The sequence below is a fragment of the Streptomyces sp. NPDC047002 genome, from assembly GCF_040704505.1.
Classification (GTDB): Bacteria; Actinomycetota; Actinomycetes; order Streptomycetales; family Streptomycetaceae; genus Streptomyces.
The window spans coordinates 171,268-195,327 of the sequence record NZ_JBEYWC010000003.1; the positions used below are offsets into that span (position 1 = coordinate 171,268).

24 protein-coding genes are annotated in these 24,060 nt (G+C 72.6%); 5 read left to right on the top strand and 19 right to left on the bottom strand.

The window, feature by feature from the left end:
• Positions 1-89 precede the first annotated feature (89 nt).
• Positions 90-1,472, bottom strand: coding sequence for a glycine--tRNA ligase (locus AB0910_RS05270; RefSeq protein WP_366743165.1), 1,383 nt, complete (start codon positions 1,470-1,472; stop codon positions 90-92).
• A 139-nt stretch (positions 1,473-1,611) separates the two neighbouring features.
• On the opposite strand from AB0910_RS05270, the gene AB0910_RS05275 reads away from it, so the two are divergent.
• Positions 1,612-2,037, top strand: coding sequence for a Fur family transcriptional regulator (locus AB0910_RS05275; protein ID WP_366743166.1), 426 nt, complete (start codon positions 1,612-1,614; stop codon positions 2,035-2,037).
• Positions 2,038-2,153: 116 nt separating this feature from the next.
• Here AB0910_RS05275 and AB0910_RS05280 read toward each other — a convergent pair whose 3' ends face one another.
• Positions 2,154-2,765, bottom strand: a complete 612-nt coding sequence (locus tag AB0910_RS05280) for a helix-turn-helix domain-containing protein (RefSeq protein WP_366743167.1) — start codon at positions 2,763-2,765, stop codon at positions 2,154-2,156.
• 160 nt (positions 2,766-2,925) lie between these two features.
• Here AB0910_RS05280 and AB0910_RS05285 point away from each other — a divergent pair, with 160 nt between their 5' ends.
• Both AB0910_RS05285 and AB0910_RS05290 read left to right on the top strand, forming a co-directional pair.
• Complete coding sequence (locus tag AB0910_RS05285) at positions 2,926-3,660, top strand: SDR family oxidoreductase (RefSeq protein ID WP_366743168.1); 735 nt, start codon at positions 2,926-2,928, stop codon at positions 3,658-3,660.
• 33 nt (positions 3,661-3,693) lie between these two features.
• The gene (locus AB0910_RS05290) at positions 3,694-4,320 is read left to right on the top strand and encodes an NAD(P)-binding domain-containing protein (RefSeq protein WP_366743169.1); all 627 of its coding nucleotides are present in this window, start codon (positions 3,694-3,696) and stop codon (positions 4,318-4,320) included.
• 46 nt (positions 4,321-4,366) lie between these two features.
• On the opposite strand, the gene AB0910_RS05295 is transcribed toward AB0910_RS05290, so the two are convergent.
• The 17 genes from AB0910_RS05295 to hrcA all read right to left on the bottom strand — a co-directional run bounded on the left by AB0910_RS05295 (position 4,367) and on the right by hrcA (position 22,020).
• Positions 4,367-5,206 carry an isoprenyl transferase gene (locus AB0910_RS05295; RefSeq protein ID WP_366743170.1) on the bottom strand — a complete coding sequence of 280 codons (840 nt, stop codon included), beginning with the start codon at positions 5,204-5,206 and terminating at the stop codon, positions 4,367-4,369.
• Between the two features lie 91 nt (positions 5,207-5,297).
• Positions 5,298-6,101, bottom strand: a complete 804-nt coding sequence (gene recO, locus AB0910_RS05300; RefSeq protein ID WP_366743171.1) for a DNA repair protein RecO — start codon at positions 6,099-6,101, stop codon at positions 5,298-5,300.
• Between the two features lie 60 nt (positions 6,102-6,161).
• Complete coding sequence (locus AB0910_RS05305; protein ID WP_366743267.1) at positions 6,162-6,854, bottom strand: TerB family tellurite resistance protein; 693 nt, start codon at positions 6,852-6,854, stop codon at positions 6,162-6,164.
• 233 nt (positions 6,855-7,087) lie between these two features.
• Positions 7,088-8,836, bottom strand: a complete 1,749-nt coding sequence (gene leuA, locus AB0910_RS05310) for a 2-isopropylmalate synthase (RefSeq protein WP_366743172.1) — start codon at positions 8,834-8,836, stop codon at positions 7,088-7,090.
• Positions 8,837-9,152: 316 nt separating this feature from the next.
• A complete protein-coding gene (gene era, locus AB0910_RS05315; RefSeq protein ID WP_366743173.1) occupies positions 9,153-10,112 on the bottom strand; it encodes a GTPase Era in 960 nt (319 codons plus the stop codon).
• Between the two features lie 50 nt (positions 10,113-10,162).
• Positions 10,163-10,537, bottom strand: a complete 375-nt coding sequence (locus AB0910_RS05320; RefSeq protein ID WP_366743174.1) for a cytidine deaminase — start codon at positions 10,535-10,537, stop codon at positions 10,163-10,165.
• A 65-nt stretch (positions 10,538-10,602) separates the two neighbouring features.
• Complete coding sequence (locus tag AB0910_RS05325) at positions 10,603-10,998, bottom strand: MmcQ/YjbR family DNA-binding protein (protein ID WP_366743175.1); 396 nt, start codon at positions 10,996-10,998, stop codon at positions 10,603-10,605.
• Positions 10,995-12,299 (bottom strand): hemolysin family protein, encoded by a 1,305-nt coding sequence (locus AB0910_RS05330; protein WP_366743176.1) that lies wholly within the window; start codon positions 12,297-12,299, stop codon positions 10,995-10,997. Before AB0910_RS05330 ends, AB0910_RS05325 begins: the two co-directional genes overlap by 4 nt.
• Positions 12,296-12,793, bottom strand: coding sequence for an rRNA maturation RNase YbeY (ybeY, locus tag AB0910_RS05335; RefSeq protein WP_366743177.1), 498 nt, complete (start codon positions 12,791-12,793; stop codon positions 12,296-12,298). The genes AB0910_RS05330 and ybeY overlap by 4 nt, the downstream gene beginning before the upstream one ends.
• 22 nt (positions 12,794-12,815) lie before the next feature.
• Positions 12,816-14,927: a PhoH family protein gene (locus tag AB0910_RS05340; RefSeq protein ID WP_366743178.1), complete on the bottom strand. Its 2,112-nt coding sequence runs from the start codon at positions 14,925-14,927 to the stop codon at positions 12,816-12,818.
• 166 nt (positions 14,928-15,093) lie between these two features.
• A complete protein-coding gene (locus AB0910_RS05345) occupies positions 15,094-16,164 on the bottom strand; it encodes a PfkB family carbohydrate kinase (protein WP_366743268.1) in 1,071 nt (356 codons plus the stop codon).
• A 183-nt stretch (positions 16,165-16,347) separates the two neighbouring features.
• Positions 16,348-17,259 (bottom strand): ribonuclease Z, encoded by a 912-nt coding sequence (locus AB0910_RS05350; protein WP_366743179.1) that lies wholly within the window; start codon positions 17,257-17,259, stop codon positions 16,348-16,350.
• Between the two features lie 2 nt (positions 17,260-17,261).
• Entirely contained in the window at positions 17,262-17,621 is a 360-nt protein-coding gene (locus tag AB0910_RS05355; RefSeq protein ID WP_366743180.1) for a histidine triad nucleotide-binding protein, read from the bottom strand.
• Positions 17,622-17,726: 105 nt separating this feature from the next.
• Entirely contained in the window at positions 17,727-18,473 is a 747-nt protein-coding gene (locus AB0910_RS05360; protein WP_366743181.1) for a 16S rRNA (uracil(1498)-N(3))-methyltransferase, read from the bottom strand.
• Complete coding sequence (locus AB0910_RS05365) at positions 18,470-19,543, bottom strand: nitronate monooxygenase (RefSeq protein WP_366743182.1); 1,074 nt, start codon at positions 19,541-19,543, stop codon at positions 18,470-18,472. Before AB0910_RS05365 ends, AB0910_RS05360 begins: the two co-directional genes overlap by 4 nt.
• A gap of 326 nt (positions 19,544-19,869) precedes the next feature.
• Positions 19,870-21,003 (bottom strand): molecular chaperone DnaJ, encoded by a 1,134-nt coding sequence (dnaJ, locus tag AB0910_RS05370; protein ID WP_366743183.1) that lies wholly within the window; start codon positions 21,001-21,003, stop codon positions 19,870-19,872.
• Positions 21,004-22,020, bottom strand: coding sequence for a heat-inducible transcriptional repressor HrcA (hrcA, locus tag AB0910_RS05375; RefSeq protein WP_366743184.1), 1,017 nt, complete (start codon positions 22,018-22,020; stop codon positions 21,004-21,006).
• Between the two features lie 352 nt (positions 22,021-22,372).
• Here hrcA and AB0910_RS05380 point away from each other — a divergent pair, with 352 nt between their 5' ends.
• Together AB0910_RS05380 and AB0910_RS05385 are read left to right on the top strand one after the other, a co-directional pair.
• Positions 22,373-23,122, top strand: coding sequence for an MBL fold metallo-hydrolase (locus AB0910_RS05380; protein WP_366743185.1), 750 nt, complete (start codon positions 22,373-22,375; stop codon positions 23,120-23,122).
• Between the two features lie 83 nt (positions 23,123-23,205).
• Positions 23,206-24,039 carry a DUF3097 domain-containing protein gene (locus AB0910_RS05385; protein WP_366743186.1) on the top strand — a complete coding sequence of 278 codons (834 nt, stop codon included), beginning with the start codon at positions 23,206-23,208 and terminating at the stop codon, positions 24,037-24,039.
• Positions 24,040-24,060: the final 21 nt, after the last annotated feature.

The following is a 24,060-nucleotide window of genomic DNA, read 5'->3' on the forward strand; positions in this document are numbered from 1 at the left end:
ACGAGGCGCACACGGTGAAGGGCCCGCCCCCGGTCGGGGGCGGGCCCTTCACCGTGCCGTGCCGCGCGCGGCGCCCTCGGCCGCCGGCCTCAGCAGCCGAGCAGGCGTCCGCCCAGGTACGCCTGGATCTGGTCGAGGGAGACGCGCTCCTGCGCCATCGTGTCGCGCTCGCGCACGGTGACCGCGTTGTCGTCCAGGGTGTCGAAGTCGACGGTCACGCAGAACGGCGTGCCGATCTCGTCCTGGCGGCGGTAGCGGCGGCCGATGGCGCCCGCGTCGTCGAACTCGATGTTCCAGTTGCGCCGCAGGTCCTCGGCGAGGCCCTTGGCCTTGGGCGAGAGCTGCGGGTTGCGGGAGAGCGGGAGCACCGCGACCTTGACCGGCGCGAGCCGCGGGTCGAGGCGCATCACCGTGCGCTTCTCCATGACGCCCTTCGCGTTGGGCGCCTCGTCCTCGTTGAACGCGTCGAGCATGAAGGCGAGCATGCCGCGGCCGACGCCCGCCGCGGGCTCGATCACGTACGGCGTCCAGCGCTCGCCGGCCTCCTGGTCGAAGTACGACAGGTCGTGGCCCGACGCCTTGGCGTGCGAGGACAGGTCGTAGTCCGTGCGGTTGGCGACGCCTTCGAGCTCGCCCCACTCGCTGCCGCCGAACCGGAAGCGGTACTCGATGTCCGCCGTGCGCTTCGAGTAGTGGGAGAGCTTCTCCTTCGGGTGCTCGAACCAGCGCATGTTCTCCTCGCGCATGCCGAGCCCCGTGTACCAGCTCCAGCGCTGTTCGAGCCAGTACTCGTGCCACTTCTCGTCCTCGCCGGGCTTGACGAAGAACTCCATCTCCATCTGCTCGAACTCGCGGGTGCGGAAGATGAAGTTGCCCGGCGTGATCTCGTTGCGGAAGGACTTGCCGATCTGCGCGATGCCGAACGGCGGCTTCTTCCGCGAGGTCTGCTGGACCTGGGCGAAGTTGGTGAAGATGCCCTGCGCGGTCTCGGGGCGCAGGTAGGCGACGGAGCCCGAGTCCTGCGTCGGGCCGAGGTGCGTGGTCAGCAGGCCGGAGAACTGCTTGGGCTCGGTGAAGGTGCCCTTGTTGCCGCAGTTGGGGCAGTTGATGTCGGCGAGGCCGTTCGCCGGAGCCTTGCCGTGCTTCTCCTCGTACGCCTCTTCGAGGTGGTCGGCGCGGAAGCGCTTGTGGCAGTACGTGCACTCGGTGAGCGGGTCCGTGAAGGTCTCGACGTGCCCCGACGCCTGCCACACCTCGGTCGCCAGGATCACCGAGGAGTCAAGGCCGACGACGTCCTCGCGCGAGGTGACCATGGCGCGCCACCACTGGCGCTTGATGTTCTCCTTCAGCTCGACCCCGAGCGGCCCGTAGTCCCAGGCGGCGCGCTGGCCCCCGTAGATCTCGCTGGACGGGTAGACGAAGCCACGGCGCTTGCTCAGGTTGACGATGCTGTCGATCTTGTCGGCGGCCACGGTGCTCTCTTCATTACGATGACGGCGAACGGCGAATACCTCAGATTAGCGGCGGCCGCACCCCCCGGATCAAATCGGCGGCGGCTGGCAGAATGGAGGGAGCCGTGAGCCAGGTACCGATGACGCCGAGGAGGCATCTGTGACGACCGCGCACAGTGACGGACCCGCCGTACGCGGCAGGTCCACCCGCCAGCGTGCGGCGGTCGCGTCCGCGCTGGACGAGGTCGAGGAGTTCCGCAGCGCGCAGGAGCTGCACGACATGCTCAAGCACCGGGGCGACTCCGTCGGCCTGACCACCGTCTACCGCACGCTGCAGTCCCTCGCGGACGCGGGCGAGGTCGACGTGCTGCGCACGACGGACGGCGAGTCCGTGTACCGGCGGTGCGCGAGCGAGTCGCACCACCACCACCTGGTGTGCCGCAGCTGCGGCGCCGCCGTGGAGGTCGAGGGCCCCGCGGTCGAGCAGTGGGCCGAGACCGTCGCCGCCCAGCACGGCTATGTGGGCGTGGCCCACACCCTGGAGATCTTCGGCACCTGCGCGGACTGCGCGGCCCGCGGCAAGTAGCCCCCTCCCCGGCCCGTCGGCCCGCCGGACACGCACGGTGAAGGACCGGCCGGGTGCGGAGTCCCACGCCGGCCCGGCGTCTCCTCCCGTCGTCGGCCCGGCGTCTTCTCACGTCGTCAGCCCGGCGTCTCCTCCCGTCGGCGGTCGTCGCCCGCCGGGGCGGGGAGGGCGTTGTCGACGAGGACTGCGGCGACGGCGGCGGCCGTGGGGAAGGCGTCCGCGTCGAGGACCCGGGTGCGGGCCGCGGCGCCGTCGATGAGCAACGCGAGCTGCTCGCCGAGCTGTTCCGGGTCGGCCGCGCCGGCCTCGCGGGCGGCGTCGGCGAGCCGCGCGGCGACGGCCTTCTTGTAGTCGCGCGCGTACCGGGACGCGGGGTGCCGGGGGTCGTGCAGCTCCACGGCGGCAGCGATGTACGGGCACAGGGGGGTGTCCGGCGAGACGTCGAAGACGGCGAGGAGCCGTTCCCTGGGCGTGAGGTCGGTGCGGTCGAACACGCCGGACAGCACAGCGGGGTCGAACCTGCGCAGGTACTCGGCGACGAGTTCGTCCTTGCCCGCGAAGTGCTGGTAGGCCGTGCGCTTGGACACCTGGGCCGCGGCGCAGAGCTGGTCCATGCCGGTGCGGTTGATGCCCTGCTCGCGGAACAGCTGCTGGGACGCGCCGAGGATGCGCTCACGTGCGCCCCGGCCGCGGCGGCGGCCCGTGGGGCCCTTCTCCAACTCCGTCATGGGGTTCATCGTACCCCGGCGAGGTAACGGCCGGTGTACATAGCTTGCGCCCCGCCCACCCGCTCAGTACCGTGAGGAAACGGAGCGGTGTACATAACACTGTCGCCTCCTCCCCGTTCTCCACCGACCCACACGGCACCACCGACCCGAGGAAACGACCATGGGAAAGCTCGACGGCAAGGTCGCGGTCATCACCGGCGGCACCAGCGGCATGGCACTGGCAGGCGCGAAGCTGTTCGTCGACGAAGGGGCGCACGTCTTCATCACCGGCCGCCGCAGGGACGCCCTGGACGAGGCCGTGAAGCACATCGGCCGCAACGTCACCGGAGTCCAGGGCGACGCCGCCGACCTGGACGACCTGGACCGCCTGTACGACACCGTCAAGCGGGAGAAGGGCAGCATCGACGTGGTGTGGGCCAGCGCGGGAGGGGGCGAGCCCGCCCCGCTCGGCGAGATCACCGAGGCCCAGTTCGACACCTGGTTCGGGCTCAACGCCCGCGGCACCCTCTTCACCGTCCAGAAGGCCCTCCCGCTGCTCAACGACGGCGGCTCCGTCCTCATGACCGGCTCCAACGCCTCCCTCGGTGCCTTCCCCGGCTGGAGCGTCTACGCCGGCAGCAAGGCCGTCCAGCAGGCATGGGCCCGCGTCTGGCTCAACGAGCTCAAGGACCGCCGCATCCGCGTCAACGTCCTGACCCCCGGCCAGGTCGCCACCGCCAAGCAGGAAGAACTCTTCGACGAGGCCACCAAGCGCCACTTCGAGTCCCTCATCCCCCGCGGCCGGATGGGCGGCCCCGACGAAATCGCCACCGCCGCCCTCTTCCTCGCCTCCGACGACTCCAGCTACGTCAACGGCATGGAACTCGTCGCCGACGGCGGCACCACCGCCCTCTGAACCGGCCGGCACACCACCAGAGCGGAACACCTCATGAGCAGCATCAGCATCATCGGCACCGGGAACATGGCCCGCACCATCGGCGCACGGGCCCTGGCGGGCGGCAACACCGTCGAGATCATGGGCCGCGACCGGTCAAGGGCCGCCGACCTGGCCGAGGCCCTCGGCGGTGGCGCCACGACGGGAGCATGGGGCGCCGCCCCTGCCGGGGACATCGTCGTCGTGGCCCTGCTGCACGACGGCGTCGTGCCGGTCGTCGCCCACTACGGGGACGCGCTCGCCGGCAAGGTCGTCGTCGACATCAGCAACCCCTTCAACTCCACGCTCGACGGGCTGGCCCACCGCGGCGAGGAGACCTCGATCGCGCAGGAGGCCGCCAAGGCGGCCCCGGCCGGCGCCGACGTGGTGAAGGCGTTCAACACCGTCTTCCGCCATGTCCTGGAGAAGGGCAGGCCCGACGTCTTCATCGCCGGCGACAGCGCGCAGGCCAAGGCGCGCGTGGAGGCGTTCGTCAAGACCCTCGGGATGCGCCCGCTGGACGTCGGCGGCCTGGCCATGGCGCACTGGCTCGAAGGGGCGGGCGTCCTCACCGTGGGCCTCGCCGGCCACGGGGTGGGGGACGCGGACTTCGCCCTGGGCATCACCGAACTGCCCGCTTGAGCAAGGGGCGGACGCCCTGAGGACCGCGGGCCCGGGCCCGCGGTCCTCAGCCCCGCGGCTCCTCGGCGGTGCGCTCGCGGGCGGGCTTCGGCTCGTTCGGGAGGGCGCCGCCGAAGCGGCGGTCGCGCTGGGCGAACTCCAGGCAGGCGTTCCACAGATCGCGCCTGTCGAAGTCGGGCCACAGCACGTCCTGGAACACCATCTCGGCGTAACTGCTCTGCCAGATGAGGTAGTTGGACGTGCGCTGCTCACCGCTCGGGCGCAGGAACACGTCCACGTCCGGCATGTCCGGGTAGTACATGTACTTGGCGAAGGTCTTCTCGTTGACCTTCGACGGGTCGAGCCGCCCGGCCGCGACCTCCTCCGCGATGGCGCGCGCCGCGTCCGCGATCTCGGCCCTGCCGCCGTAGTTGACGCAGAAGTACAGGGTCATCGCGTCGTTGTCGACGGTCTGCTCCTGGGCGACCTGGAGCTCCTGCACCACGGACTTCCACAGCTTCGGCATGCGGCCGACCCAGCGGATGCGGATGCCGAGCTCGTCCATCTCGTCGCGGCGGCGGCGGATCACGTCGCGGTTGAAGTTCATCAGGAACCGCACCTCGTCGGGGGTGCGCTTCCAGTTCTCCGTGGAAAAGGCGTACAGCGACAGGTTCTTCACGCCCATCTCGATGCACCCCTTGAGGACGTCCATCACGACACCCTCGCCCACCCGGTGGCCCTCGGTGCGCGGCAGCCCGCGCTCCTTGGCCCACCGGCCGTTGCCGTCCATCACGATCGCCACGTGCCGGGGCACCAGCTCACCGGGGATCTTCGGCGGTACGGCACCCGACGGGTGCGGTTCCGGCGTGCTGTACTCGCGGCGGGAGCGCCCCATGAGTCGTGCCATGCCCCGTGATCTCCTGACTTCGCGAAAGGGATGCAACCCCGGAAACCGGCCTGACCTGTGCTTTCTCCATCGCGCACGCGCCGGGGTGCCGTCAGGGTATGTCGCCGCCCGCGCCCCGGGCCACTCGGGGCCCGGCCGTGCGGCCGTGGCCGGTGTCGACGTACTTCAGGGAGCGCAGGCCGCGCTCCAGGTGCCAGTGGAGGTACGCGGAGACCAGGCCGCTGCCCTCCCGCGCGTGCCGGGCCTCGCAGGCGTCGGCGGTGGCCCAGTCGCCGGTCAGCAGGGCGCCGAGCAGGGCGACGGCCTCGGTGGAGGGCACGACGCTGCCGGGGACGCGGCAGTCGCCGCAGACGATGCCGCCCGCAGCGACGGAGAAGAAGCGGTTGGGGCCGTCGAGGCCGCACTTGGCGCAGTTGTCGAAGCTCGGCGCGTAGCCGTTGACGGCGAGGGAGCGCAGCAGGAACGCGTCGAGGATCAGATGCGGCTCGTGCTCGCCCCGCGCGAGGGTCCGCAGCCCGCCGATGAGCAACAGGTACTGCTGCGTGGCGGGTTCGCCCTCGTGGTCGGTGAACCGCTCGGCGGTCTCCAGCATCGCGGTGCCCGCCGTGTAGCGGGCGTAGTCGGTGACGATGCCGCTGCCGTACGGGGCGATGGTCTCACTCTGCGTGCACAGCGGAAGACCCCGGCCCACCAGTTCGCTGCCCCGCGCGAAGAACTGCACGTCGACATGGGAGAAGGGTTCGAGCCGCGCCCCGAACTTCGACTTCGTACGCCGTACTCCGCGTGCGACGGCGCGGACGCGGCCGTGGCCGCGGGTCAGGAGCGTGATGATGCGGTCCGCCTCACCGAGCTTCTGGGTCCGCAGCACGACACCGTCGTCCCGGAACAGACTCATGGGCCCCATTGTCCCGCACGCCACGCCACGCCCCGCACGCGGCACCGGGCCGCGCGGCGGTCAGTACGGGGTGTGGGAGGCCGCGGCGAGCAGCCGCGCCGTGGCGTCGGGCGGCAGCTGGAGCGCGCCGCCGACCGTCGTCAGCACCTCGCGCTCGGCGGGGCTGTACGCGCCGTCGGCGAGCGCCACCCGCGCCGCGTCCAGCACGATCGACTCGCGGCCCGCTGCCGCCAGGTGCGGCGCGAGCGGTTCGAGCGCCTCGTGCAGCTCGATGGCGAGCGCGGCGCCGCAGGGGCCGGGGTCGACCACGAAGCGGCCCGTGTCGGCGGCGAGCGCCTCCACCAGCTCGGTCAGCTGGTCCTCCGTGCAGTCGTCGAACCCGGCCGCCCTGACCGTGACGACGGCGGCCTCCCTGACCGTGCGCGAGCCGGTGCCGCCCGCGGCGAGCACGGCCAGCGTGACGGTGTGGACCGCGTCCCGCAGCATCGCGGAGAACCGTGCGGTGGTGGGGTGGTCGAGGACGTCGAGACCGAAGTGCGCGTGACAGGCGCCGCACTCGACGACGGGGCCGGCGCTGCCGCGCGCCAGCAGGGGCACGCCGAGGAGCGTGAACCGGCAACGGCCCGTACGGCGCCGGTAGTTGCGGTCGCCGCCGCAGTCGGGGCAGAAGAACTCGCCGTCCCCCACGGTCGTCCACGACGTGCGGGTGCCGCAGATGCGCAGTTTCCGGCCGCTGTTTCCCTCAGCTCGCAGCACGTCGCGCACCTCCATAACGGTTCGGCATCGTCGCCGTGGACGTGATGTTAGCCACATCCCCGTAACTACGTCAGTACCCCTGAACCCAGTTCACCAGACATGGCCGAACCCCGCCCACCGGAGCCGGTGGACGGGGTTCGGGAAACCCTCAGGTCAGGGCGGGCGGACGCAGCGTGACAGAGAGGTCACTCACCAGAGTGTCACGGTGGGTGATCACCCGCCGAGTGTGCTCAGCGGCCCGCGCGGTTGACCGCGGAGACCACGGCCTTCAGCGAGGCGCGCGTGGTGTTCGCGTCGATGCCGATGCCCCACATCACCTTGCCGTCGATCGCGCACTCGATGTACGAGGCGGCCTGCGCACGGGCGCCCTCGCTCAGCGTGTGCTCCTGGTAGTCCAGCAGCCTCGCGTCGACGCCCACGGCGGCCAGCGCCTCGAAGAAGGCGGAGATCGGGCCGTTGCCCGTGCCGCGCAGCTCGTGCTCGTCGCCGTCGACCGTCGCCGTCACGGTCAGGGTGTCGCGACCCTCCGTGTCCACCGTGGACTGGCCGGTCCGCAGCTGGATCCGGCCCCACGGGTTGTCCGGATTCGGCAGGTACTCGTCCTGGAAGACCGCCCAGATCTCGGCGGGCGTGACCTCGCCGCCCTCGGCGTCGGTCTTCGCCTGGATGATCCGGGAGAACTCGATCTGCATGCGCCGCGGCAGGTCCAGGTGGTGGTCGTTCTTCAGGACGTACGCGACACCGCCCTTGCCGGACTGCGAGTTGACCCGGATGACCGCCTCGTACGACCTGCCGACGTCCTTCGGGTCGATCGGCAGGTACGGGACATTCCACTGGATGTCGTCGACGGTGACGCCCTGCGCGGCCGCGTCGGCCTCCAGCGCGTCGAAGCCCTTCTTGATGGCGTCCTGGTGGGAGCCGGAGAAGGACGTGTAGACCAGGTCGCCCGCGTACGGGTGGCGCGGGTGGATCTCCATCTGGTTGCAGTACTCGCTGGTGCGGCGGATCTCGTCGATCTGCGAGAAGTCGATCTGCGGGTCGACGCCCTGCGAGAAGAGGTTCATGCCCAGCGTCACCAGGTCGACGTTGCCGGTGCGCTCGCCCTGCCCGAACAGGCAGCCCTCGATGCGGTCGGCGCCCGCCATGATGGCCAGCTCGGCGGCGGCCACGGCCGTGCCCCGGTCGTTGTGCGGGTGCACCGACAGGCACACGTGCTCGCGGCGCGACAGGTTGCGCGACATCCACTCGAACCGGTCCGCGTGCGTCGACGGCGTCGAACGCTCCACCGTGGCGGGCAGGTTGAGGATGATCTCGCGGCCCTCCTCCGGCTGCCAGACGTCCATGACCGCCTCGCAGACCTCCAGGGCGAAGTCCAGCTCGGTGTCGGTGAAGATCTCCGGGCTGTACTGGTAGCCGAAGGTCGTCTCCGGGCCGAGGATCTTCTCCGCGTACTCCGTCACCAGCCGGGTGCCGTCCACCGCGATCTGCTTGATCTGGTCCTTCGTGCCGCCGAAGACGACCCGGCGGAAGGTGGGCGCCGTCGCGTTGTACAGGTGGACCGTGGCCCGGTGCGCGCCGCGCAGCGACTCGACGGTGCGCTCGATCAGCTCCTCGCGCGCCTGCGTCAGGACGGAGATGGTCACGTCGTCGGGGATCGCCTCCGGGTCCTCGATGATCGACCGTACGAACGCGAAGTCGGTCTCGCCCGACGCCGGGAAGCCGACCTCGATCTCCTTGTAGCCCATGCGCACCAGCAGGTCGAACATCTCGCGCTTGCGTGCGGGCGACATCGGGTCGATCAGCGCCTGGTTGCCGTCGCGCAGGTCGGTGGAGAGCCAGCGGGGCGCGACCGTGATCCGGTTGTCGGGCCAGGTGCGGTCGGGGATGTCCACGGCCTCGTACCGGCCGTACTTGTGGATCGGCATCCCGGACGGCTGCTGGGTGTGCGTCGCGTTCGTGATGGGCGTCTTGCGGGGCATGTGCGTGGCTCCTCGTGAGGTCCGCGGAGGTCGGTGGATGACCGGTGTCCGCTCGGGACGGGGACGGCCGACGGGGCGGGGATCACCGCAACACCGAACTCCGCGGGGAGGGGGCCGGCCTACGACAACAGACCCTCACCGCGGCAGCTAAGGAGAAGCAGCCCGTAACGCATGATGACGGAACTGTATCCCACGCCCGGCGCCGGCGGGACGCCCGTATCAGCATGCGGAAGCCGGGCATTGCGTCCGCAGGTCGGCGGCGTGACACGGGTCACCCCGGCGCGCGGCCGACCGGTGCGCGCCCCCGGCGCGCGGCTCAGAAGCCCAGCCTGCGCAGCTGCTTGGGGTCGCGCTGCCAGTCCTTCGCGACCTTCACGTGCAGGTCGAGGAAGACCGGGGTGCCCAGCAGCGCCTCGATGTGCTTGCGGGACTTCGTCCCGACCTCCTTCAGGCGGCTGCCCTTGGGCCCGATGATGATCCCCTTCTGGCTGGGGCGCTCGATGTACACGTTGGCGTGGATGTCGACCAGCGGCCGGTCCGCCGGACGGTCGGCGCGCGGCACCATCTCCTCGACCACCACCGCGATCGAGTGCGGCAGCTCGTCCCGCACGCCCTCGAGCGCCGCCTCCCGGATCAGCTCGGCGACCATGACCTGCTCGGGCTCGTCGGTCAGGTCGCCCTCCGGGTACAGCGGCGGGCTCTCGGGCAGCAGCGGCACCAGCAGATCCGCCAGCAGCCCCACCTGCTGGTCGCCGACCGCGGAGACCGGGACGATCTCCGCCCACGCGAAGCCGAGCTCAGCGGCCAGCCGGTCGACGGCGAGCAGCTGCTCGGCCAGGGTCTTCGAGTCGACCAGGTCGGTCTTGGTGACCACCGCGACCTTCGGCGTCTTCCTGATCCCCGCGAGCTCCTTGGCGATGTACCGGTCGCCGGGGCCGAGCTTCTGGTCGGCCGGCAGGCAGAACCCGATCACGTCGACCTCGGCCCAGGTCGTGCGCACCACGTCGTTGAGCCGCTCGCCGAGCAGGGTGCGCGGCTTGTGCAGCCCCGGCGTGTCCACCAGGATCAGCTGCGCGCCCGGCCGGTGCACGATGCCGCGGACCGTGTGCCGGGTGGTCTGCGGGCGGTTGGAGGTGATCGCCACCTTCTTGCCCACCAGAGCGTTCGTGAGGGTGGACTTGCCCGCGTTGGGGCGGCCGACGAAGCAGGCGAAGCCCGCCCTGTGGGGCGCTTCGGCCGTCTCGGACACTGGGGTGCTGACGCTCATGCCGGCCATTCTCCCCGATCGCCGCTGCCGCGCCGACCACCCGGGTGCCCGCGCCGCCGTCAGCCCGCCGCCACCACCGAGCGCACGGTGCCGTCGGCGGCCGCGAGGATCACCGGTGTGGCGGCGCCGCCCAGGTCGCGCACGGCCGCCAGATCCTCCTCGGCGACGGCGCCGGCCCCCGAGACCACGGCAGCGGCCTCGAGCGACGCCGCGCCACTCGCCACCGCCATCGCGACGGCCGTGCGCAGGGCGCTCAGCCGCAGCGAGTCGAGGGCGACCGTGCCCGCCACGTACGTGCGCCCGGTCTCGTCGCGGACCGCCGCGCCCTCCGGCACGGCGTTGCGGGCGCGCGCGCTGCGCGCCAGGGTGACGATCTTGCGGTCCTCGGGGCCGAGGTCCGCGGCTTCCTGCCCGGCTCCAGTGCTCTGTGTCATGCGCCCGAGCATAGGGAGCCGCCCCACCGGCGCGCTCGGGCGGCCCCGCCTCGGCCGCCGGGGCCTCACGGCCGGTCGAGGCGGAGGCGGGTGGCGCGCGGAAGACCCGCCACCACCAGGTCGTAGGAGTCCTCGACCAGCTCGCGCACCAGGCGCGGCGGCAGGGCGCCGACCATCACCGTGTTCCAGTGGCGCTTGTTGAGGTGCCGGCCCGGCGCGATCGCCGGATACACCTCCCGCAGCCGCAGGGCCTCCTCGGGATCGCACTTCAACGACACCGTCAGCGGCTCCTGCTCGGGCACGCAGAAGGCGAAGATCTTCCCCTCCACCTTGAAGACCACGAGGTCGGGGGCGCGCGGGAAGGGCCGCTCCTCGGCGGCCCCGGCGAAGCCCAGGCAGAAGGCGCGCAGCGCCCGCGCCGTCAGCGCGCCGCCCCCCGCGTCCCCCGGCGCCCGGCTCATGTCGCCACCTGCTCCCCGCGCTCGGCCGCGGCGGGCAGCGGCTCCGCGAGGATGGTGAGGATCTTGTTGCGGCGGCCCGCCGGGTCCTGCGCCGTCAGCCGGAGCCTGCGGCCGTCCGGCAGGTCGATCTCGGCGGTCGCGCCCGCGATCGGCACCCGGCCGAGCGCCTTGGCGAGCAGCCCGCCGACCGTCTCCACGTCCTCGTCGTCGAACGCGTCGAGGCCGAACAGCTCGCCCAGGTCCTCCACGTCGAGCCGCGCCGTCACCCGGTACGAGCCGTCGCCGACCTCCTCCACGGGCGGCAGCTCCCTGTCGTACTCGTCGGTGATCTCGCCGACGATCTCCTCCAGGATGTCCTCGATCGTCACGATCCCCGCCGTGCCGCCGTACTCGTCGATGACGACCGCGACGTGGTTGCGCTCCTGCTGCATCTCCCGCAGCAGGTCGCCCGCGTTCTTCGTGTCGGGCACGAACGCCGCCTGGCGCATCACCGTCGACACCGGGTCGGACTCCGAGTCCCGGTTGACGTGCGTCTTGCGCACCAGGTCCTTCAGATAGACCACGCCGACGATGTCGTCCTCGTTCTCCCCGGTCACCGGGATGCGGGAGAACCCGGAACGCAGCGCGAGCGTCGTCGCCTGCCGGATGGTCTTGTACCGCTCGATCGCCACCAGGTCCGTGCGCGGCACCATCACCTCGCGCACCAGCGTGTCGCCGAGCTCGAAGACCGAGTGCACCATGCGGCGCTCCTCGTCCTCGATCAGCGACTCCTGCTCCGCGAGGTCCACCAGCGCGCGCAGCTCGGCCTCGCTCGCGAACGGGCCCTTGCGGAAGCCCTTGCCCGGGGTGAGCGCGTTGCCCAGCAGGATCAGCAGCGCGGGCACGGGACCCATGAAGCGGGCGAGCGGCAGCAGCACGTACGCCGCGGCCGTCGACGTGTTCAGCGGGTGCTGGCGGCCGATCGTACGGGGCGACACGCCGACCGCCACGTACGAGACGAGCACCATCACGGCGATCGCCACGAGCAGCGCCTGCCAGGTGGAGCGGAACGCCCCCACGCAGGCGTACGTCACCAGCGCGGCGGCCGCCATCTCGCAGGCCACCCGGACCAGCAGCGCCATGTTGAGGTAGCGCGTCGGGTCGGAGGCGACCTGGGCGAGCTTCGCCGCGCCCCTGCGGCCGGTCCGCACGGCCTCCGCGGCCCGGAAGCCGGAGACCCGGGCCAGGCCCGCCTCCGCACAGGCGGCGAGCCAGGCCACCACGACCAGGGCGACCGCGCCGAGGATCAGCGGGGCGCTCACGACACCGTGGGCGCGGGCGAGGGCCCCTCCAGGCCGCGCTCGGCCCGCCAGCCGTCCACGATGGCCGCCTGGAGGCCGAACATCTCGGCCTTCTCGTCGGGCATCTCGTGGTCGTAGCCGAGCAGGTGCAGCACCCCGTGCACGGTGAGCAGCTGCAGCTCCTCGTCCATGGAGTGCTGCGTCGGCGCCTCCTGGCCCTGCTTGAGCGCGACCTCGGGGCACAGCACGATGTCCCCGAGCAGCCCCTGCGGGGGCTCCTCGTCGTCCTTGGACGGCGGGCGCAGCTCGTCCATCGGGAAGGACAGCACGTCGGTGGGGCCCGGGAGGTCCATCCACTGGATGTGCAGCTGCTCGATGGCCGCCTCGTCCACCACGATCAGCGAGAGCTCGGAGAGCGGGTGGATGCGCATGCGGGAGAGCGCGTAGCGGGCGATGTCGAGGATCGCCTGCTCGTCGACCTCGGTTCCTGACTCGTTGTTGACGTCGATCGACATGGTGCGCTGGGATTCTCCCCGGTCAGTGCCGCGGCTCGGTGCCGGTGCGGCTGTCGTACTTCTCGTAGGCGTCGACGATACGGCCGACGAGCTTGTGCCGTACGACATCCTGCGACGTGAGCCGGGAGAAGTGCACGTCGTCGACGCCGTCCAGGATGTCCTGGACCTGGCGCAGACCGCTCTTGGTGCCGCCCGGCAGGTCGACCTGGGTCACGTCGCCCGTGATCACGATCTTCGAGTCGAACCCGAGCCGCGTCAGGAACATCTTCATCTGCTCGGGATTCGTGTTCTGCGCCTCGTCCAGGATGATGAAAGCGTCATTGAGCGTGTTGTGCGTCAGCAGGTAGTTCTCCGTGACGTACAGCGAGTCCTCCGCCGCGACCTGGATGCAGACCGTCTCCTCACGGCCCGCCGGTTCGATGCTGTCGATGAACCGCATGGGCCGGCCGCCGCCACCGCTCGCCTCGTACTTCCGTCGCTTGCGCTCGAGACGGAAGGGATCGACGCCCTCGGGCAGACGGATGTCGACAATGTGCGCGTCGGAGCGGTACGCCACCTCCCGGCCGTTCACGCGGCCCGGCCGGCGCCCCGCTGCCTGCCTGCGGCGTGTGTACGCGACACCGCCGAGCGACTGGACCAGCTCGATGACATCGTCCCTGAGCAGGATCGACGTCGTCGTGTACTGGACGCGGCACGTCCTGTCACGCTGGGCGACAGGCCCCCCGTCGGAGTCCAGCAAGCCTTGGAGGAGGGCGAGGCGGACCGCCGCGGAGTTGTTGCGGTACGCCTCGGGGACGCACTTGGTGTTCGACCTGCTGCCCAGGAGGTCCAGGGCGCGCAGCACGCCGGTCACCGGGTTCTCCAGGGTGATCACGTCGCCAGGGGCCGTCCGCCTGTTGAGCACGTAGTCGACCCCGCCCTTGTGGCGCACGTGCACCCCGGGAAGCGCGGCCTCCAGCGCGGTCGCCAGTTCCGGATCGGCCGTCGAGAAGGAGGGCGTGGTGGAACCGGTGAGGCAGCCGTCGCCGAGGAGCAACCCGAGGGCGTACGGGTCCATCGGCACTTCCCGCTCGGGAAGGCAGACGGGCTGGGTGAGCATCGGCAGCTCGTAACGGCGCGCGTGGGCGGCGCGCAGGCTGCCGATCATCTCCTTGGTCTCCAGGACCCTCCACGGCTTGCCACGGCGCCGGTCGGAGGCCGTCCGGACCGTCCACAGGTGCTCACCGCAGCAGAGCGTCCACGAACCGTCCTGCGCCGTGACGCGGTAGATGTCCTTCTCGCCCTGGGGATAGACCCCCAGCACGGGCGTCGGCTCGCCGTTGGACCCGGTCACCAGGTCACCGACGCGCAGGTCGCCGATCGGCCTGAACCCGGAGGGGGTCATGACCTTGGTGAAGAGAGGCTGGGCCCGGCCGCGCATGTAGGCCAGGGGCGCGACCTCGATGGTGCCCGCGGCCATCAGGCGGGGGATGGAGTCGGGGTCGAGCATGTCGTGGAGGGCGTCGTACAGGGGGCGCAGGTACGGGTCGATCTTCTCGTAGAGCGTGCCGGGCAGGAAGCCGAGGCGCTCGCCCGCCTCGACGGCGGGGCGGGTCAGGATGATCCGCGTGACCTGCTTGGACTGGAGTGCCTGTACGGCCTTGGCCATGGCGAGGTAGGTCTTGCCCGTGCCCGCCGGGCCGATGCCGAAGACGATCGTGTGCTTGTCGATGGCGTCGACGTAGCGCTTCTGGTTGAGCGTCTTCGGGCGGATCGTCCGGCCGCGGTTGGAGAGGATGTTCTGCGTGAGCACCTCTGCGGGCGTCTCCTCGCCGTCCGCGCCGCCGTTCTCGCTCGCTCTGAGCATGGCGATCGAACGTTCCACTGCGTCCTCCGTCATCGGCTGACCGGTGCGGAGCACCAGCATCATCTCGTCGAACACGCGCTGGACCAGTGCGACGTCCGCCGCGCTGCCCGAGGCGCTGATCTCATTGCCCCGTACGTGGATGTCGGCGGACGGGAACGCCTTCTCGATCACGCGGAGGAGGGAGTCCCCGGATCCGAGGACCGTCACCATCGGATGCTTGGCCGGTACGGTGATCCGGGCCGTGGCCCGGTCCTGCGCGGACTGCTGGGCTGTGGGTGTCTGAGTCATGGGCCGGCGCTGTGGCCTGCGCATACCTCCCGTCGCAGGGTTCTCGCTGCTCGACAACCCTTGGACCACCAAGCCTACGACCCCGCACTGACATGGCCGAAGGACTTTTCGACCATGTGCGCGACATACGGGGAGGATTCCGTGGCCGGGCAGCGGGCGGGACGGGTCAGGACGAGCGGCCGAAGCCGATGGTGGGGACGGCGCGGCGCAGGGGTCCCGGGCGGGCGGTGGCGGGCAGCAGGTCGGCGAGGAAGGCGTAGCGGCGCAGGCCGTCCCGGCCCTGGCCGCCGTCGGTGCGGGCGTACGCCCACCAGGCGGCGACCTCGGCCCAGCCGGGCGCGGAGAGGGAGCCGCCGAACTCGCGGACGGAGAGCGCGGCGGTGAGCCCGGCGAAGGCGAGCCGGTCGGCGAGCGGCCAGCCGGCCAGGGAGCCGGTGATGAAGCCCGCGACGAAGACGTCGCCCGCGCCGGTCGGGTCGAGTGCCTCGACGGCGATGGCGGGGACCCGCGCGGTCTCGCCGGTCCTGCCGTCGACCGCGTAGGCGCCGTCGGCGCCGAGGGTGACGACGGCGACGGGCACGTGCTCGGTGAGGGCGTGGGCGGCGGCGCGCGGGCAGTCCGCGCCGGTGTAGCGCATGGCCTCCTGGGCGTTGGGCAGGAAGGCCTCGCAGTGCGCCAGGTCGGACAGGGCGCCGAGGTCCCAGTCGCCGCTGTCGTCCCAGCCGACGTCGGCGAAGACGCGGCCCCCGTTCGCGGCGGCCCTGGCGATCCAGTCCTGGCGGTGGCCGGGGACGAGGGAGGCGACGGCGGCGCGGGCGCGGGGCGGGCACTCGGGCAGGGCGCCCTCGGGCGGCGGGGCCTCGTGGCCGTGGGAGACCATCGTGCGCTCGCCCTCGTAGGCCATGGAGACGGTGACGGGCGAGTGCCAGCCGGCCACGGTGCGCGAGCGGGAGAGGTCGATGCCCTCGCCCTGTTCGAGGGCGTCCCAGCAGTACTCGCCGTAGTGGTCGTCGCCGAAGGCGGCGGAGAGCGAGGTGCGCAGGCCGAGCCTGGCGAGGGCGGTGGCCATGTTGGCGACGCCGCCGGGGCTCGACCCCATGCCGCGCGCCCAGGACTCGGTGCCGCGCACGGGCGCGCTGTCGAGGCCGGTGAAGATGATGTCGAGGAAGACCGTGCCGGTCAGGTACACGTCGCATTCGGGGTCGCCGTGCCCGCGCAGGCCGTCCAGCGGGTCGATCCGCGGCTCGGTGTCCTGGCCGCGTGCGGTGGTCTTCTCTCCGGTGCGTTCTCGTGGGATCACGGCGTGCTCCTGATTGCGTGCGTTGCCGCAAGTCTGCCCGATGCCGCGGCCCTTTTCCGGCCCGACCGGCCGGGCAGCGGCCCGCGGCCCTGGCTCGGGGCGCGGGTCGCCGCACAGGCGTCAGGCCCTGCGCGGGAGGGGGACGCGGGTGAGGTCGGCGGCGACGGTGAGGGTGCCGGTGAAGCCGGCGGCGCGGGCCTCGCGGCCGAAGGCGGCCGGGTCGTCGTAGCGCTGGGAGAAGTGCGTCAGGACGAGGTGGCGCACCCCCGCGTCGCGGGCCGCCGCGCCCGCCTGGCCCGCGGTGAGGTGGCCGAAGTCGGCGGCCATCGCCTCGTCGGCGTCGAGGAAGGTCGACTCGATGACCAGCAGGTCGCACCCCTCGGCGAGCACGGCGACGCCCGCGCACAGGCGGGTGTCCATGACGAAGGCGAAGCGCTGGCCCCGGCGGACGCGGCTGACGTCCTCGGCCCGTACGCCCCGCAGCTCGCCCTCGCGCTGGAGCCGCCCGACGTCGGGGCCCGCGATGCCGTGCGCGGCGAGCAGGTCGGGCAGCATGGTCCTGCCGTCCGGCTCGGTGAGCCGGTAGCCGTACGCCTCGACGGGGTGCGAGAGCCGGTGCGCGGCCAGCGTGTACGCGGGGGTCTCGGCGAGCGTCACGAGCCCGTCGCCCGCGACCGGCACCGTGGCGACGGCCACCGTCTCGCGGTAGGCCGTGGCGTGCGCGAGGCGCTCGTAGAAGTGCTGACCGCTCGCCGGGTAGTGCGCGGTGACCTGGTGCGGGACCCGGTCGAGGTTGATCCGCTGGATCACGCCCGCGAGGCCGAGCGCGTGGTCGCCGTGGAAGTGCGTCACGCACAGCCTGTCGATGTCGTGCGCGGCGACCCCGGCGCGCAGCATCTGCCGCTGGGTGCCCTCGCCGGGGTCGAACAGCAGTCCCTGGCCGTCCCAGCGCAGCAGGTAGCCGTTGTGGTTGCGGCGGCGGGTCGGCACCTGGCTCGCCGTGCCGAGCACGACGAGCTCACGGACGGACACGGTTATCCGGGGGGCCAGTTGAGCCCGCGTCCGCCGAGGACGTGGGCGTGCGCGTGGAAGACGGTCTGCCCCGCGCCCGAGCCGGTGTTGAAGACGATCCGGTAGCCGCCCGCCTCGACCTTGTCGTCCGCGGCGACGGCTCCGGCCTCGCGCAGCACGTCGGCGGCGACCTGGGGCGCCGCGGCTGCGAGTGACGCCGCGTCGGGGTAGTGCGCCCTGGGGATGACGAGGACGTGGGTCGGCGCCTGCGGGTTGATGTCCCGGAAGGCGACGGTGGTCTCGCTCTCGCGCACGACCGTGGCGGGCACGTCCCCCGCGACGATCTTGCAGAACAGGCAGTCGGCCTGTGGTTCTCCCGCCATGGTCGGGGCCCTCATCTCCTCGCGTCCGTACGTCGGGCATCGTAGCGGTCCCGCCCCGCGGGCTGCCGCCTGGCCGCCCGGCGGTGGCCGCCGGGGGCGCCGCGGTCAGGACCAGCGGCCGGTGCGGGCGAGCAGCACGGCGGCCGCCGCCGTGCCCGCGGTGGAGGTGCGCAGCACGCTGGGGCCGAGCCGGTGCGGGGCCGCGCCCGCGTCGGCGAAGGCGGCCAACTCCTCGGGCGAGACGCCTCCTTCGGGTCCGACGACGAGCACCAGGTGCCCGGCGTCCGGCAGTTTCGCGGTGGCGAGGGGCACGGCGACGCCGCCGTCCTCGTGCAGCACGGCAGCGAAGTCGGCGTCCGCGAGCAGCCGCGCGACCTGGCGGGTGGTGGCCGCGTCCGCGACCTCGGGAAAGCGCAGGCGGCGCGACTGCTTGCCGGCCTCGCGTGCGGTGGCCCGCCACTTGGCGAGGGACTTGGCGCCGCGCTCGCCCTTCCACTGGGTGACGCAGCGCGCGGCCTGCCAGGGCACGACCGCGTCCACGCCGGTCTCGGTCATGGTCTCGACGGCGAGTTCGCCGCGGTCGCCCTTGGGCAGCGCCTGTACGACGGTGATGCGGGCCGCGGGCGCGTCCTCGGTGCGTACGGACACGACGTCGACGGTGAGCCGGTCCTTGCCCTCGGCCGCCGCGACGGTGCCGTACGCGCCGGTGCCCGCGCCGTCGGTGAGGACGACCTGTTCGCCCGCGCGCAGCCGCCGTACGGAGACGGCGTGGCGCCCCTCAGGACCTTCGAGCACGACCGTGCCGGGACGCAGCCGGGTGCCGTCGTCCACGACGAAGACCGGTGCGGTCACCGGGTGCCTCCCAGGGTCATCGCGGCGCGTGCCGCCTCGGTCTCGGCGGCGAGCACCTCGACGAGCTGCGCCGCGGGCATGGGCCGCGCCATGCGGTGGCCCTGACCCGCCCAGAGCGCCATGGCCTGGGGGTCGCCCGCCTTGGCCGCGGCCCTGCGCAGCGGCGAGGTGACGTGGTGGACCTCGGGGTAGGCCTGGGGCGCGTAGGGGCCGTGCTCGCGCATGAAGCGGTTGACCAGGCCGCGCGCGGGGCGCCCCGAGAAGGCGCGGGTGAGCTCCGTGCGGGCGAACAGCGGGTTGCTCATGGCCTGCTTGTGCAGGTCGGGGGCGCCCGACTCGTCGGTGACGAGGAACGCGGTGCCGAGCTGCGCGGCCTGGGCGCCGAGCGCGAGCACGGCGGCGATCTGGGGGCCGCGCATGATGCCGCCGGCCGCGAGGACGGGGAGTTCCACGGCGTCCTTGACCTGGAGCACGAGGGAGAGCAGCCCGATGCCGGCGCCGTCGGTCGCCGGGTCGTCGTGGTGGGTGCCCTGGTGGCCGCCGGCCTCGATGCCCTGGGCGCAGACCGCGTCGGCGCCCGACCACTGGGCGGCGCGCGCCTCCTCGGGGGTGGTGACGGTGACGACGGTGTACGTGCCGGCGCGGCGGAAGCGGTCGAGCACGCGGCGCGGCGGGCAGCCGAAGGTGAAGGAGACGACCGGCACGGGCTCGTCGAGCAGGACGGCGAGTTTGGCCTCGTAGTTGTCGTCCCAGCCCGCCTCGGGGTCGCCGAGCGGGGTGTCGTACCAGTCGGCCTCCCCGGCCAGCTGGCTGCGGTAGAGGTCGACGGCGGCGCGGTCGGCGTGCCGGGTCTGCGGGAGGAACACGTTCACCCCGAACGGCGCGGCCGTGAGTCCCCGCAGGCGCTTGATCTCGTCGTACATGCCGTCGGCCGTCTTGTAGCCGGCGGCGAGGAAGCCGAGCCCGCCCGCGTCACAGACCGCGGCGGCCAGCTGGGGGCAGGACGCTCCGCCTGCCATGGGGGCCTGCACGATCGGATACCGACAGAGATCGGTCAGCGTGGAGGACATGCACGCATGGTGCCATGCCCGTACCAGAGCGCAGAATCGCCCTCGCATCCGGCATATACCAAGGGAAGAACCAACGGTCATGGCGGTGCGGAGGCGCTGTTTGACCCGGTTCGTCCGGCGGCAGAACGGAGAGACCAACCGGTATGGAGCGCCCGGCGGCAGGGGCGAGTTCAAGCCCCGGGCGGCGGACCTGGCCTGCGGGCCCCGAGCCGCGCCGCGGACCCGGCCGGTGTCCCACGAGCCGGGCCGCGGCGGCCGCCTAACGCCGTCGGCGCGCGCACCGCGAACGGGTGCGCGCGCCGACGGGCAGCGGTGGTGCCTGACCCCTAACGCCCGTTGAACGCGTCCTTCAGCCGGGAGAACAGCCCCTGCTGGCCGGGCTGGAACTGCCCCGTCGGACGCTCCTCCCCGCGCAGCTTGGCCAGTTCGCGCAGCAGGTGCTCCTGCTCGGCGTCGAGCTTCGCCGGGGTGGTGACCTCGACATGGACGATCAGGTCGCCGCGGCCGCCGCCGCGCAGATGGGTCACGCCCCGGCCGTGCATCGGGATCGACTGGCCGGACTGCGTGCCGGGCCTGACGTCGACCTCCTCCACGCCGTCGAGCGTCTCCAGCGGGCACTTGGTGCCCAGCGCGGCGGCCGTCATCGGGATCGTGACCGTGCAGTGCAGGTCGTCGCCGCGGCGCTGGAAGACGGAGTGCGGCAGCTCGCGGATCTCCACGAACAGGTCGCCTGCGGGGCCGCCGCCCGGGCCGACCTCGCCCTCGCCCGCGAGCTGGATCTTGGTGCCGTCGTCGACGCCCGCGGGGATCTTGACCGTGAGCGTGCGGCGGGAGCGCACCCGGCCGTCGCCCGCGCACTCCGGGCACGGCGTCGGCACCACCGTGCCGAAGCCCTGGCACTGGGGGCACGGGCGCGAGGTCATGACCTGGCCGAGGAACGACCGCGTCACCTGCGAGACCTCGCCGCGGCCGCGGCACATGTCGCAGGTCTGGGCCGAGGTGCCGGGCGCGGCGCCCTCGCCGTTGCAGGTGGAGCAGACGACGGCCGTGTCGACCTGGATGTCCTTGGTGGTGCCGAAGGCCGCCTCGCTGAGCTCGACCTCCAGCCGGATCATGGCGTCCTGGCCGCGGCGGGTGCGCGAGCGCGGGCCGCGCTGGGACGCCGTGCCGAAGAACGCGTCCATGATGTCGGAGAAGTTGCCGAAGCCGCCGGCGCCGAAGCCGCCGGCCCCGCCGCCGTTGCTGGACAGCGGGTCCCCGCCGAGGTCGTAGACCTGCTTCTTCTGCGGGTCGGAGAGCACCTCGTACGCGGCGTTGATCTCCTTGAAGCGCTCCTGCGTCTTCGGGTCCGGGTTGACGTCAGGGTGCAGCTCGCGTGCGAGCCGCCTGAACGCCTTCTTGATCTCGTCCTGGGACGCGTCGCGGCGCACGCCGAGAACGGCGTAGTAGTCCGTGGCCACTTACGACTCCGCCAGGATCTGTCCGACGTAACGTGCCACTGCGCGTACCGCTCCCATCGTTCCGGGGTAGTCCATGCGGGTCGGTCCGACCACGCCGAGTTTGGCGACTGCCTCGTCGCCCGAACCGTAGCCGACGGCTACGACAGATGTGGAAGTGAGGCCCTCGTGGGCGTTCTCGTGCCCGATGCGGACCGTCATGCCCGGCTGCCCCGCCTCGCCGAGCAGCTTGAGGAGCACCACATGCTCTTCCAGGGCTTCGAGCACGGGCCTGATCATCATCGGGAAGTCGTGCCCGAAGCGGGTGAGGTTGGCGGTGCCGCCGATGAGCAGCCGCTCCTCGGTCTCCTCGACCAGGTTCTCCAGCAGGGTCGCGAGGACGGTGGAGACCGTGGGTCTGTCCTCCACGTCGAAGGACTCGGGCAGGTCCTGCACCAGGCGCGGCACGTCGGCGAAGCGGCGGCCCACCACCCGGCTGTTGAGCCGGGCCCGCAGGTCCGCGAGGGCGATCTCGCCGAACGGTGCCGGGCAGTCGATCATCCGCTGCTCGACCCGTCCGGTGTCGGTGATCAGCACGAGCATCAGCCGGGCGGGCGCAAGCGAGAGCAGTTCGACGTGGCGCACCGTGGACCGCGTCAGCGACGGGTACTGCACGACGGCGACCTGCCGGGTCAGCTGGGCGAGCAGCCGGACCGTGCGGCCGACGACGTCGTCGAGGTCGACGGCGCCCTCCAGGAAGTTCTGGATGGCCCTGCGCTCGGGCGAGGAGAGCGGTTTGACGCCCGCCAGCTTGTCCACGAACAGCCGGTATCCCTTGTCGGTGGGGATACGGCCCGCGCTCGTGTGCGGCTGGGCGATGTAGCCCTCCTCTTCGAGTACGGCCATGTCGTTGCGGATCGTCGCGGGCGACACGCCGAGCCCGTGGCGCTCCGTGAGCGCCTTGGAGCCGACGGGCTCCTCCGTGCCGACGTAGTCCTGGACGATGGCGCGCAGCACTTCGAGTCTGCGTTCGCTGAGCACGGCGCACACCTCCAGCGGTCGTCGTTCGTCGTCCCTCGTCGCGCTCTGCGACCCCGTTTGGCACTCGCTCCGCCCGAGTGCCAGCTCCTTCCGAGCCAGTGTACGGCCGGTGGGGGCGCGCCTAGCAAGGCAGTGTTCCACGTGATCGCGCCGCCGGGGCGTGAGAGGTTGCGGGTACGGGCCGGGCCCGCGCGCGGGTACCCGGGCGAAGGCGGGGAAACGGGACAGCGGGACGGGCGGCGGAACAGGAATCCGGCGGGGACAGCAGAACCGCACGTACCGGAAGAGACAGAGTCGCCAAGAGGCCAAGAGGCAAGAGACAGCAGAGACGGAAGAGAGCGGAGGGCGGCGGATGGCCGGGGAGCCGGGGGCGCCGGGCCCGGACGGCTGGCAGCGGCTCGCGCCCGGTGTGCACCGGTGCAGGCTGCCCGGCTGGGACTGCACGGTGGGGCTGGTCGCGGGCGCCGGCGGCGCGCTGCTCGTGGACGCGGGCGGCACCCCGCGCCAGGGCGCGGCGGTGCGGGACGCGGCGCTGCGGCTCACCGGCGGCGCACCCGTGCGGCATCTCGCCCTCACCCACCCGCACTTCGACCATGTGCTGGGCGCGGGCGCGTTCCCCGGTGCCGAGGTGGTGGGGGCCGCGGGCCTCGCCGAGGCGCTGGGCGGGTCGGCGGGCAGGGCCGCGCTGTACGCGGACGCCGTGCGCCACGGCGCGCCCGCGGCCGGGGCGCGGGCCGCGGTGGACGGCCTCGGCCCCGGCGCGCCGCGGGTGCGCGAGGTCGGGGCCGAGCCGTACGGGCTCGACCTCGGCGGCGTGCGGGTGCTGCTGGTCGACGCGGGCCCCGGCCACACCGCCTGCGACCTGGCCGTGCTGGTGCGCCCCGCGGCCGGTCCCGCCGTGCTGTTCTGCGGCGACCTGGTGGAGGAGTCGGGGCCGCCGCAGGCGGGGCCCGACGCGGTGGCGCACCGCTGGCCCGCCGCGCTCGACGGCCTGCTGCGCCTGGCCGGCGAGGACGCGCTGTACGTGCCGGGGCACGGCGCGGTGGTGGACGCCGCGTTCGTCCGCGCCCAGCGCGACGCGCTGGCGCGGGGCGGGGTGTGACGCCGCCCCTCCTGAACGGGCGCGGGGCAGCGCCGGGTGGCGGGGCCGGGACATCGGGCGGCGATCGGCATAGGGTCGGGGCCGTGCGGAGTTACAGCCCTGATCTGACGCCCCCGTGGAAGCGCTCCACGCCCGTGCCCGAGGTTCCCGCGGAGCCCGACCTGGTCGTGGAGGAGGTGTCGAGCGGGTTCTGCGGCGCGGTGATCCGCTGCGAGAAGACCGCGCAGGGCCCCACGGTCACCCTGGAGGACCGCTTCGGCAAGCACCGGGTCTTCCCCATGGAGCCCGCGGCCTTCCTGCTGGAGGGCAGGCCGGTGACGCTGGTGCGCCCGGCGGCGGGCGCGGACCGCAAAGCGCCCGCCCGTACGGCCTCCGGCTCACTCGCCGTGCCCGGCGCGCGGGCCAGGGTGGCGCGCGCCGGCCGCATCTACGTCGAGGGGCGGCACGACGCCGAGCTGGTCGAGCGGGTGTGGGGCGACGACCTGCGGGTGGAGGGCGTCGTCGTGGAGTACCTCGGCGGCGTGGACGACCTGCCCGCGATCGTCGCGGACTTCGCGCCGGGGCCCGACGCGCGCCTCGGCGTGCTCGTCGACCACCTGGTGCCGGGCAGCAAGGAGTCCCGCATCGCCGCCGAGGCGTCGGGCGAAAGCGTGCTCGTGGTGGGCCACCCGTACATCGACGTGTGGGAGGCGGTGAAGCCGTCCTCCGTGGGCATCGGGGCGTGGCCGCGGGTGCCGCGCGGCCAGGACTGGAAGACGGGCGTGTGCCGTGCGCTCGGCTGGCCTGAGAACACCGGGGCCGCCTGGCAGCGCATCCTCGCCTCGGTCCGCTCCTACCGCGATCTGGAGCCCGAACTCCTCGGCCGGGTCGAGGAGTTGATCGACTTTGTGACGATCGGCGGGCCCGCGGGCCCCTGAGCGCACGCGGCCGCCTGCGCG